The organism is Mesorhizobium sp. P5_C1, from assembly GCF_054049815.1.
The window spans coordinates 1-11818 of record NZ_JBFULQ010000148.1; the positions used below are offsets into that span (position 1 = coordinate 1).

The window sequence follows — 11818 nt, forward strand, 5'->3', positions numbered from 1 at the left end:
CGGTTAGGGTGTATTGATATTCAGGTGATGCCGGCCTGCAAACGGCAGTTTCCTGCGCTTCCGGTGCTCACGTACTTTAAGTACGCTCCGCTCCGGTTCTCGGAACCTACCTTGTTTGGTCGCTTCGCGCCCGTCTTCGACTCCGGCTCGGCCTGACCTGAATCTCAACACCCTGGCGCGCCTATTTGCGGCCCATCTCGAAATAGTTGGGCAGCGGCAAAAGCCTCGTGAACATCGTGCCCTGGGCGAAGACGCGCAGTTCCAGCATCGATCCCGACGACCGCTCGGCGCTCTGGTCGAAGAGGAAATTGCCGAGCGAATAGATCTCCGCAACATCGCCGCCGGCAAGCGGAACGATGGCCTCGCTCGATACATGCGGATGGCCGCCGACGATGACCGATGCGCCACGCAGCCGCATCTGGTCGGCAAGCATCTCCTCGCGCGCCGACGGTTCGGTCTCGTACTCGCGGCCCCAGTGGACGAAGGCGACGACCGGCCGCTCGGCGTTTTCGTGCAGCAGCCGATCAAGCAGGGCAGGCGTCAGCAGATCGGTGTTCTTCGAGCCGTTGGTGTCGATGTCGGTCAGGCCGACAAGGTCGAGATCGGCAAGCGCCAGCGTCTCACCCTGGCCGAAATGCGGGATGCCGGCTTCGTTCAGCGCGCGCAGCGTCTCGGCATAGCCTGACGGGCCGAGATCATAGGCATGATTGTTGGCGAGCCCGACACCGGCGACATGCAGCCTCTTCAGCATGTCGACGGCCAGGTCTTGCGGCATCGCCAGCGTCATGTCGTCGATCGCTTCCGGCACGTTGGGCAGGATGACGCCTTCGAGGTTGACGATCAGCGGCCGTGAACCGGTGAGCGCCAGGACGCTGTCAACGATCCGGTCGGCAACACCGTCGCGGACCAGTATCTTCTTCATGGCACGGCCGAAATTCACGTCGCCGGCCAGATAGTAGATCCTGTCCTTCGGCCGTGCCGGGTTGTTGAAACCGGGAGCGAAGGCACCGAACAGCGCCACGACATAGCTGGTGGTCCGCTCGACATAGTCCGGCGTGTGTTCCTGCGAATTCTCGTTGGCGACGACCAGCGGCTGGGCGCCGAACAGTTCGCGCTGCAGCCTGGTCTGGATGTAGAGCGCGCCGACGGAATCGGCGTGAGCGGGCTGGCGAAGCGCCGCTATGCCGTCGAGCGACCCGGCGGCCAGCATGTTCAGCGTCTGCTGGTCGAAGCGCCGTGCGTCGTGCTGCGGCAGATAGTGCGAGAAGTCGGTGGATTCGACGATCAGCGTGTCTTGGTCGACGATCGGCTTCAGGGCCTCGGCCAGCCTGTCCCAGTCGCCGCGCCGCGCCTTGACCGACATCGCCACGGGCACGATTTTCGCCTCGGGGAAGTAGTGGTGCAGGAAAGGCAGCATCGCGCGCACGCCATGTTCCTTGTCGAACAGGCAGGACTCCTCGACCATGTCGCCGTGCGTTTCGAGCTGGCGTACTGCTTGGACGTCGGCGGCGACCGGGCCAAGCACGGTATCGAAGCCGCGTACCGAGGTGGCGTACAGTTTGCGCGTCTTGTGGAAATGGTCTGGCGACAGGATGACGATGCGCTTGTAGCGGAAGCCGGACGCCGCCCGGAACCCCAGCGCTACCAGGTCCGCGGCCAGGAGATGATGCGGGACGGTGATGCCGGTCAGCCGCTGGTTCGATGGCTCGATATCGGCCACCTTTGCGATGGCATCCTTGAACAGTTTGGCGTCATCGTAGAAGGGCGGAAAGTTGTCAGCGCCGGGCGGGCAAATTACGGGCGCGGCAACGGCGTGAAAGAGTGGGGTAAAGAGGCAGAATAGCATTGCTGCGATTGCCGGCCACAGTCGCGCGAGGGGGGTGTCTTGGCGCAGTCCCCTCATGGCTCGGCGAGCACGATGTTCTCCACGCCGCCGACATAGTAGAACGGCTTCTGCTTCGATGATGTCAGCCGCACCACCTCGCGTGAAATGTAGTCGGCAAGGCCGAACAGCGTGACGCCGCCGTCCGACGTCCTGGCCTTGCCGCGCAGGCCTTCGAGGATCGAATAGGTGAAGACGCCGTGTCCGAGTTCGGGCAGTTCGGCGGCGGTGTTGTTGGCTGCGGTGGCCGAAAACACGACGATGCGCGCATCCTGCGCGTCCTTTTCCAGGCGCGGGTTGAAGGCGTTGGCGGCATGGCAGGTGTCGAGCAGCATGAAGCGCATGCCCTTGGCCCGCTCGACCGATTTCTGGATGTCCGACCAGTCGACAAGCGAGGAGCGCTTCCAGCGCTCGGCATCCTGTTTGCGGCCGTCGGTCGGGATGAAATAATAGTCCTCGTCGATGTTGATGCCGTGGCCGGCGACGAAGATGATCGTGGTGTCGTGCTCGCCCGGTCTGTCGAGGAAATCGGCGAGCTGGTCGTCGATCGTGTCGGAGTCGGGCTCCATGATGCCGTCAGCGCTGGCGATTGAATAAGTCTGCTTGGCCTTGTCGGGGGCCTCATCGAGCGCTTCACGGTTGACCAGAACCAGCGTCTCCATCGATGAGAACAGCGGCGCCGATTTCTGCGCAATCACCTTGAGGAATTCGGTGGCATCATCGACGGGGTAGCGCAGGTCGCAGGCGTGGCCCGAACAGGCGTCGTTCAGGAACGGATATTTGTCGACGCCGATGAYCGCGACATAGAGCTTGCCTTTGGCCTCGGACTTCTCGGTCTTCCTTGCCAGAGCCGTTACGCTGCGTTCGGTCAGATAACCGAATTCGTTGGTGCCGGTGATGCGGATGGTGTTTTCGCCATTCTCGACCGGTATCTCGACGATGGTGTTGTCGCCGTCCACCGAGCGGGCGGTGACGTCGCCGACATTGYGGCTGTTCGACAGGATCGAGAAGCCGGCGACATCGGTCCCGGCTTGCCCCGCACCGGTGATCTCGACAGCGACATAACCGTCACGCACCTTGCTCTGGTCGGTGGCGAGGCGGATGTCGAATTCCGGTGGCTTGCGCTGCAGCAGTTTCTGGAGTTCGTTGTCGACGCTTGGCCGCATCTCCTTGACCGCCTGTTTGGCGCTGCGCAGGATGATCGCGCGGCGAACCATCTCCGGGCTCCAGAGATATTTCTTCAATTGGCCGGCGCGGATGAAGCGGCCTTCATGGTCGCGGCCCTGGTTGACCTGCCAGCCGATCAGCTTGTCGCCTTCATCGGAGGAATAGTAGTAGCCCTGCGGCATCCAGGCGATCCATTGCGAGCCGGCGAAGAACATCGAGACGATCAGCTCGTGCGTCTTCAGATTCCAGAGCCTGAGCGTCTGGTCGGCGCTGCCGGTGACCAGCAGGCCCGCTTTTTCCGAAGCGACCATGGCATTGATTTCGCCGGTATGGCCGGTGAATTCGCCCGACACTCTCGCTGTCGGCGTCCTGTATTCGAGCAGCGTGCCGTCATTGCCGCCGGTGATCAGGCCAAGGCCGTTGTCGATCAGGGTGAAGGCCGAATGGACAAAGCCATTGGTGGCATCGTTCTCGATGCTGCGCACCATCTTGCCGCCATTGGCGATCTCCAGCRCCGCGTTTTCCAACGCGTCCTTGCCTCCCTCCCTGGCGCGCAGCGACCACTGGCCGTCTGTCAACGCGGCGCGGGCAAACGAGCCCGGCTCCGCCAGCGGCTGCGGGTCGTCGAAGAATCGCTCGGTGGTCGGCAGCACCAGCCTGTTGTCCAGTTCGCCTTGTTCCTCCGGAYAGGACACGCGCTGGGGGCAAGGGTTGGCATTGCCCCAGGCGATGACGTCATTCGCTGCGTCGATGCCGACGGCGGTCACCGGCTCACCCACCCCCTGCAGCAGGGCCTTGCGCTCGCCAGTCGTGGGATCCCAGACCTGGATGGCGTTGCGCGTGCCGCCGGCGGTTGCCACCAGCGAGCCATCGGCATTGGCGGTGCTGGCATAGACCGTGCCGTCATGGCCGGTATAGTCGAGCACCTTCTCGCCGGTGTCGGTGTTCCAGACGACGGAGCGATGCTTGTCGGCGCAGCGATAGCCGCAGGAGGCGACCAGCCGCGACCCCTTGGCAAAGGTCAGCGAGCCGATGAGGAAATCCTGCTTCGGCATGGCGCGCACCAGCGTGCCGTCGTCTGCGTGCCAGAGCTGGACCTGCCCGTCCTTGCTGCCGGTGGCAAACAGGCTGCCATCCGGCGAGACGGCCAATGCCATGACACTGATATCCCGCAACGGTTCGGCCTCGGCCGGCAAGGCGATCTCCTCGCCCTTTGCGACGTCCCAGAGCCGGATGCCGTTGTCGGTGGTGGTCGCCGCCAGCCTAGTCCCCGCGGCAGCGAAGGCGAGCTTGTCGATGTGCCAGGAATCGGCATCGAGCTTCTTGTCCAGCGTCCACCCGGTCGCGGATTTGTCGTCCAGCCGCCAGAGATAGACGACGCCGTCGGCGCCACCGGCAGCCAGGGTTTTGCCGTCGGGAGAGAAAGCGAGGTCGTAGGTTGCGTAGTCGGCGGCCTTGAGCACCGCCTTCATCTTGCCGGTGGCAAAGTCGAACAGCCGGATGTCGCCATAGGGTGGCCTGTCGCCGAGGCTGGCGCCGAAATAGCCGCCGGCGGCAATCGTCTTGCCATCCGGCGAGACCGAGACCGCGAAGATCTTGCCGTCGCTGCCATTGCCGAGATAGCCGCGAATTGTGCGCAGCGTCACCCCGCTCTGCCAGTCCCAGATGCGGATGGTCTTGTCGTTCGATGCCGAGACGATGTCGTCGCCGTCGGGCGTGAAGGTGAGGTCGGTGACCTGTGCACTATGACCGCCGGTGTCGAGATCGAGGTGGAAGTCAGCCGCCTCTTCGGCGTTAGCAGCCGATGCGACAGCAAGCGCACCGGCCATGGCGAGCCAGCAGCAGGCACGCAGGAGGCGGCGGGCTGCTCCTCCCATCGCTATTTGACTTCGCCCGCGGGTTGCCGATTGCGCACATAAGCCTCGATCGCCGTGGCGAAAGTCGGTGAACCCGCCTTGCGCTGTTTGTCGACATAGCCGGCAAAATAACTCCAGAACGAGACGGCATAGTCGCGGAAATAAGCGTCGGTCACTTTGCGCGAACACAGATCGCCGTCGATGCAGAACGACAGGCGGTTGAGGAAATAGACGATGCGGTCGAAGTTTTCGCTGAAATCGGCGAGTGGCATGTCGCCACCGCTGGCGGTCATCGCCTCGATGCCGATCCGCTGCCGGAACACCTGCTCCTCGGTCGGCGAGGGGTTGGCGCTGAGCAGATTGTCATATTTGGCATTGAGGGCCGCAAGACGATCTTTCAGCGCGCGTTGCGCCTGCTGATAGTCTTTGGTTTCCCAGAGCTCAACCAGCGACATGGTCTGCTCGACGCGCTTCTGCTCCTGGTTGGCGAGGAACTGGTAGATCGAAAACATCAAGGTGAAGATGATGGCCAGACGCACCAGCAGGCCCGACCAGGCATAGACCAGCATGCGCCAGTCGCGGTCGGTGAACGGGTTCGCTTCCTTCTTGATCTCGTGGCTGCTCGGCCAGGGAAACCCCTCGGTGGTTTCCGGCAAAGCCGGCTTCGTGGCTGGCGCCTTTGCGGTGGCGGCGGCAGCTGCCGTTTGCCTGGTGTTGGCCGCCGGCTTTTTCATTGGCAGCTGTCCAGTTCGATGACGGCGGAGGGATCCAGCACGATGCCGGGCGCCTCCAGCTTCTTTTTCAAACATTCCAGCTGCAGGCGCGAAATCATGAACTGCACATCGGGCTCCGCCGCCCCCTTGTTCGGTGATGGCAGCGCCTCGACCACGCCCCGCGAGGCGCAGTTGCTGAGATCGACGACAACCGCTCCGTTGCCGCTTTTGGCGATCTGGTCATACTGATCGAGAAAACAGGTTGCCAGTTCAGAGTTGGTGACGATCTGATTGACACAAAGGCCGCAGGCCTCGTCCGCCGAAGCATTGGCGATCAGCAACAGGCTGCCGGCAAGGCCGGCCACCGATCCACGCCAGGAAAACATATATTTCTTCACAATCGATCCTATCCGCTTCGTCAGGCCGTCATGCGCCATTGCGCCCGCCGGGAATGTTCTCATATCGCGCCGATCGCGCAAGAGCCGGTCCGGCCCTTGTGCCGGCATTCGGTCAGGCGCGTGGCACCGTTTCCATAGGGAAGATCATCACCGCGCCCTTCGGGCCGCTCTTGTCGGCGAGCCGCATCACCGAGCGGGTTGCCGGCGCCATGCCGATATCGGTCAGCATGTCGGAGAAGCTGGCAGGGCCCAGCCCGCGCGTCATGGACGCAACGCCGTCCTGCGCCAGGAAGCTCAGATCCTCCTTCTCGCTTTCCGGCGGCGCCTCGGTCAAAACCGCGATCATCCTTTCCATGCCGAAGCTGGTGTCGGTGAAGGCCAGCAGCCCCTCTTCGAGCGAGGCTTGCGGCGCCAGGCGCTCGGCGACGATGTGGGTGATCGAATAGTCGCTGCCGACATAGAGCACGTTGATGTCGACCAGCAGATCAGAGCTGTTCTTTGCCAACACATGCACTTCGTCGCCCGGGGAGACGCGAGGCACCRCCGAAGCCTGCAACGGTTCGAGACCATCCTTGTCACGGCGTTTGACCTGGAACTGGACGTCGACGTCCTCCGGCTTGTAGTCGGATGCCGCCGCCAGCCGCGACAGCCCGGTGGCACGGAAGATGGTGCGCAGATTTCTGGTCGTGGCCTCGACCAGCTTTTTCCGGTCATCCATGTGAATGATGATCAGCGGCGGCTTGCTGCCGTCCTTCAAGGTCACGTCGCCCGAGGCCGGCAGGAACCACAGCGCCGGCTTGTCGGTCGCGTCCTTGGCAGCGCCGGCAACGGCATTCTCGCGCATCACCGCAAAGCGAAGCTCGGCGCTCTTGCCGGGGTTGACCAGTTCGATGTTGAAGCCAGTCTCCTTGGCCGTAGCCAACTCATCGAGAACCGAATTGACCAGAGCGGTTTCCTTCTCCAGTCCCTTGGTCGCCGCCGGCCGCGCCACGACGAGCTTGTAGTCGACCGCGATTTCGGCCACCCGCGCATAGGCGTTGGCCGGGATGTCGACCAGCTTGAGCGCCGGCTTTTTGTCGAATTCGACCGGCTTGACCCGGCTCTCCAGGTTCCTGGCTGACTGCACCTCGAGATAGCCGACAGCGTCAGAAAGCTGCGACAGCGCCGACGGCAGGATGGCGAGCTTGCTGCCGGGGGTGAGGCGATGCAGCAGACCGGCGCCGATCGTCGCGTCGCCGTCCTTGATGACAACAGGCCATTGCATGACCGCGTCCGTCTTGTCGGTGCCGAACACGCGCGCGTCGAGTTCGCCCTCGAACAGCGGTGTCGGGCGCGTGCGGCTGTCGGCCGAATATTGCTGCAGCACGGCCTGGCCGAGCTGGCGATAGGTGACGTTCGGGTTCTCAGCCAGTTTCGACAGGATGGTGAAGGTGAACAGGCCGAACCGGGGTGCATCCGTCGTGCCCTTGGGCAGCGGCATCTCCGGTGTCGTCTCCACCGTCTGCGCGGCATAGAAGGCGACCAGCTTGCCCTTGGTGATCGGTTCGCCGCCGGTCGGGGTCAGGTTGAAGGCGGGCTTGCGCCTGCCGTTGTCGTCGACGCCGCGCGAGCCGGCGGCGGATGTCACCTCGTCATAGGCCTTGATCGCCGCGGCCCGCTCGGCTTCGCTGCCGCCGACCAGGTCGGCGAACTCGACCTTGCGCTCCATCTCGTCATCGACTTCGACGGCGCGGGTCGCGGTGCCGGAATGGCAGCAGTCGAACACGACCCAGACGAAGGCGCCTTTGTTGCGGATGGCGTCGAGCGCAGCACCGATCTCGTTGTCGACCAGCGCATTCGGCACGCCCGCATCACGGTTGATCCATTTATCGATGTCGACGGGCAGGAAAATCTCGTCGAGCCCGTCGGTCTCGTCGCCCTTGACCCTCTCCGGCTGCTGGGCGCCGTGACCGGACAGGTGCAGATAGACGAAATCGTCGCGCTGCACCTTGGCGGCGAGGTCGGCCAGCGCGGCCTTGATCGCGGCATGGGTCGGCAAGCCATTTGCGCCTGGGACGTCCTTGGCCAGCAGCGTGACATTCTCGGGCGCGAACCGCACCGGGTCGGGCACGTTCTTCAACAGGTATTCGTGGACCAGGCCCGCATCGTTCTTCGGTCCGATCAGCCAGTTCCTCTGCGGCAGGTTCGGATATTCGGTACAGGCGACCAGCAGCGCATGGTAAGTGCGCGATGCTGCAATGGTCCTGAACGACACCATGCCAGCCATCGTCAGCGCGGACGTGCCGACCAGCAGCGTCCGCCGCGTCAATTTGATCATGATTGCTTCCCCAAGCCCGATCGAATTTCCCAAGCGCGGCAATCCTTGCCGAAGATTTTGTCAGTATTTTGAATGTTGCATCGCAGAGCAACCCGCCTGTTACCCCGCTCCGGTCGACGATAGGCTTTCTCGACAGCCTTCCGGCGCAGAGATGTTGTAAACAGTAGCAAAAATGGCTGTTCGTCGCTATCTGGATGGGTAGGGATCGTTTGCGCGCRGAAATGATGCGCGAGCGACGCAAGACAGGTTGGAAACAGGATCATGGCGGCGAGGGATGTACTGACGAAGAACCAGCTGTGCGTGCTCGAGAAACTCGAGGCCGCCAGCGGGCCGCTCAGCGCCTACACGTTGCTCGACCAGCTGCGTGAGCGCGGCTTTCGCGCGCCGCTGCAGGTCTACCGGGCGCTCGACACGCTGGTGAAGTCCGGCTTCGTGCATCGGCTCGAAAGCATCAACTCCTTCGTCGCTTGCGCCGAGCCGCATGACCACAGCCATTCAATGACCGCCTTCGCCATCTGCGACACATGCGGGCAGGTCACCGAAATGTCCGATCACGATGTCGACCACCGGCTGGACGAATGGGTGCGCTCGACAGGCTTCGCCGCCAAGAAGGCGGTGATCGAATTTCGCGGGATATGTGCGAAGTGTTTGGCTGAAGCGGCCTAACGCGCGGTCGACCAGGCGAACCAGAACGCAACGAGCGCCAGCAAGGCCGAAAGCAGCCGTCGGCTGGTTCGTTTCAGCCGTGGATCGTTGAGGAATGGCTGCAGCGCTCCCGCCAACACGACGATCAGTCCATGGATGGCTGTCGCGATGGCCACATAGGTCAGGATAAGCAGGACAGTCTGCGCAAGTATCGGTCGTCCGGCCTCGACGAAGGTCGGCAGCACGGCGACATAGAAGATCGCCGCCTTCGGATTGAGGAGATTGGTGACAAATCCGCGCCAGAAATACTTCCCACCCGGATTGCCCTTGTTCGAAACCACATCGGTTCCAGCGGTCCAACCCTCCCAAGCGAGATAAAGCAGGAACAGAATGCCTGCCCAGCGGAGACCCTCGTAGAGCAAGGGCGACGCCTGAATCACTTCGGCGACGCCCAGGGCGGCGATGCCGCCAATGGCCGCCAGACCCGATGCGATGCCCGCCACGGTGGCGAAGCCCGCCCTGCGGCCGTGGCTCGCCGAAACCAGTGCCAGGTAAGTCATGTTGGGGCCTGGCGTCAGTTCGATCAACAGCGACGCCAGCGCGAATGAGAGGAATGTGGCCGTTGAAAACGGCAGCATTTCACTCACTTCAATGTGCCTCGTCCCAGTTGTTGGCGGCGCGGGCGTCGACATGCAGCGGCACCGACATCGACACCGCCGGCATCGCCGCGTTTTCCATGATGTGACGCACGACGGGGATCGTCGCCTCGACTTCCGCCTCGACCGTCTCGAAGATCAGCTCGTCATGCACCTGCAGCAGCATGCGGGCCGACAGCTTCGCCTTCTCCAGCGCCTCGTCCATGCGCACCATGGCGCGGCGGATGATGTCGGCGGCGGTGCCTTGCAGGCGGGCGTTGATCGATGCGCGCTCGTTGAACGCGCGGACCGAGGGATTGGAGGATCGGATATCAGGATAATGGATGCGGCGGCCGAAGATCGTTTCGACGAAGCCGTGCTCGCGAGCATAGGCCTTGGTCTCCTCGATGTAGTCACGGATGCCGGGGAAGCGCTCGAAATACTTCTTGATGTAGTTGCTTGCTTCCTCGCGCGGGATCGACAGCTGGTTGGCGAGGCCGAAGGCGGAAATGCCATAGATGATGCCGAAATTGATCGCCTTGGCGCGACGGCGGACTTCCGAAGGCATGCCCTCCACGGGCACGTTGAACATTTCCGATGCGGTGATGGCATGAATGTCGGCGCCATCGGCGAAGGCCTGTCGCAATTGCGGGATTTCGGCGACATGGGCGAGCACCCGCAGCTCGATCTGGCTGTAGTCGGCAGAGACCAGCCGGTTGCCCCTGTCGGCGATGAAAGCGGTCCTGATCTTGCGGCCTTCGGCGGTGCGCACCGGAATGTTCTGCAGGTTCGGMTCGGAKGASGASAGCCGSCCCGTGGTCGTCGCYGCCAGCGCGTAGGAGGTGTGSACGCGCTTGGTGTCCGGATGGATGAAGCCCGGCAGCGCATCGGTGTAGGTCGATTTCAGCTTGGTCAGCTGGCGCCAGTCGACGATCTTGCGCGGCAGTTCATGGCCTTCGGCGGCGAGGTCCTCGAGAAGCTGCGCCGAGGTCGACCATTGCCCGGTCTTGGTTTTCGAACCTCCGGGCAGACCCATGCGGCCGAACAGGATGTCGCCCAGCTGTTTTGGCGAGCCGATGTTGATGCGCTCGCCGATGAGCTGATAGATTTCCTCTTCGAGGCGAGCGGCGCCCTGCGCCAGTTCGCCCGAGAGCCGCGACAGGATCTGCCGGTCGACGGAGATGCCGCGCTGTTCCATGCGCGCCAGAACCGGCACCAGCGGCCGCTCCAGCCGTTCATAGACCGACACCAGGCCCTTGGCGGCAAGCCGCGGCTTCAGCACCAGCCAGAGCCGCATCGTCATATCGGCGTCTTCGGCGGCATGAGCGGTCGCCCTGTCGATGTCGACCTGCTCGAAACCGACGGAGCTTTTGCCGGAACCGGTAACGTCCTTGAGCTGGAGAGGGGTGTGGCCAAGCCATTTCTCGGCAAGCGAGTCCATGCCGTGACCATGAGGGGTGCCGGCATCGAGCACATAGGAGATCAGCATGGTGTCGTCAAAAGGCGCGACATCGATGCCGTAGCGGCTCATGATGACCAGATCGTATTTCAGGTTCTGGGCGATCTTGAGAACCGACTTGTCCTCCAGCAGCGGTTTCAGCACAGCCAGCGCCTCGCGAAGCTGGATCTGGTTTTCGACCGCGCCGCCCCCGAGCAGATCACCGTTGCCGCTCTTGTGGGCAAAAGGAATGTAGGCGGCGCGGCCGGGCGCCGTGGCAATGGACATGCCGATCAACTCGGCCTGCATCGGATCGGCCGACGTCGCCCTCACGTCGAAAGCGGCAAGCCCGGTCTCGGTTGCCTCGGCGACCCAGGCTTTCAAGGTCGCGACATCGCGGATGCAATGATAGGCCGACGTATCGATCTTGCGGGTGGCGGCGCTCTCCAAACGCAGTGCGGCGAGCAGGGAAGGGGTGTCGCCGCTGATGGGTTTGTCGGCGCCCGGGGCCTGGTTTGCCGCGCCGTCTCCGCCGGTCTTGGCAGGTCGGACGTTGGAAGTTCCCGCGCCGACATCGGGGCCATGCGCGGCGTCGGCACGCTCGACGGTCACCGCGACGGCCTGGACGTCGCCGGCCTCGGTGCCGGTTGCTTCCGCCACGCGGCGGGTCAGCGAGGTGAATTCCATGGTCTTGAGGAAGCCGATGAGCTTCGGTCCGTCCGGGGCGTGCAGGATGAAGTCGTCCAGACCCTCTGCCACCGGAACGT

8 protein-coding genes are annotated in these 11818 nt (G+C 63.3%); 1 reads left to right on the forward strand and 7 read right to left on the reverse strand.

What is annotated here, in order from left to right:
• Positions 1–181 precede the first annotated feature (181 nt).
• The 5 genes from amrB to ACXJ7R_RS14295 all read right to left on the reverse strand — a co-directional run bounded on the left by amrB (position 182) and on the right by ACXJ7R_RS14295 (position 8333).
• Positions 182–1846 (reverse strand): AmmeMemoRadiSam system protein B, encoded by a 1665-nt coding sequence (gene amrB / locus ACXJ7R_RS14275; RefSeq protein WP_457152398.1) that lies wholly within the window; start codon positions 1844–1846, stop codon positions 182–184.
• Positions 1847–1899: 53 nt separating this feature from the next.
• Positions 1900–4926: a caspase family protein gene (locus tag ACXJ7R_RS14280; RefSeq protein ID WP_457152399.1), complete on the reverse strand. Its 3027-nt coding sequence runs from the start codon at positions 4924–4926 to the stop codon at positions 1900–1902.
• A gap of 2 nt (positions 4927–4928) precedes the next feature.
• On the reverse strand, positions 4929–5639 hold the full coding sequence (locus ACXJ7R_RS14285) for a DUF4760 domain-containing protein (RefSeq protein ID WP_457152400.1): 711 nt from the start codon (positions 5637–5639) through the stop codon (positions 4929–4931).
• A complete protein-coding gene (locus ACXJ7R_RS14290) occupies positions 5636–6055 on the reverse strand; it encodes a hypothetical protein (protein WP_457152401.1) in 420 nt (139 codons plus the stop codon). The genes ACXJ7R_RS14285 and ACXJ7R_RS14290 overlap by 4 nt, the downstream gene beginning before the upstream one ends.
• A 73-nt stretch (positions 6056–6128) precedes the next feature.
• The gene (locus ACXJ7R_RS14295; protein WP_457152402.1) at positions 6129–8333 is read right to left on the reverse strand and encodes a caspase family protein; all 2205 of its coding nucleotides are present in this window, start codon (positions 8331–8333) and stop codon (positions 6129–6131) included.
• A gap of 261 nt (positions 8334–8594) precedes the next feature.
• Between ACXJ7R_RS14295 and ACXJ7R_RS14300 the strand changes: the two genes are divergently transcribed.
• Positions 8595–8999 (forward strand): transcriptional repressor, encoded by a 405-nt coding sequence (locus ACXJ7R_RS14300; protein ID WP_457152403.1) that lies wholly within the window; start codon positions 8595–8597, stop codon positions 8997–8999.
• Here the strand turns inward: ACXJ7R_RS14300 and ACXJ7R_RS14305 are convergent.
• Both ACXJ7R_RS14305 and polA read right to left on the reverse strand, forming a co-directional pair.
• Positions 8996–9616, reverse strand: coding sequence for a LysE family translocator (locus ACXJ7R_RS14305; protein ID WP_457152405.1), 621 nt, complete (start codon positions 9614–9616; stop codon positions 8996–8998). The genes ACXJ7R_RS14300 and ACXJ7R_RS14305 overlap by 4 nt on opposite strands.
• A gap of 10 nt (positions 9617–9626) precedes the next feature.
• On the reverse strand, positions 9627–11818 hold a 2192-nt coding region (gene polA / locus ACXJ7R_RS14310), incomplete at its 5' end, for a DNA polymerase I (protein ID WP_457152404.1).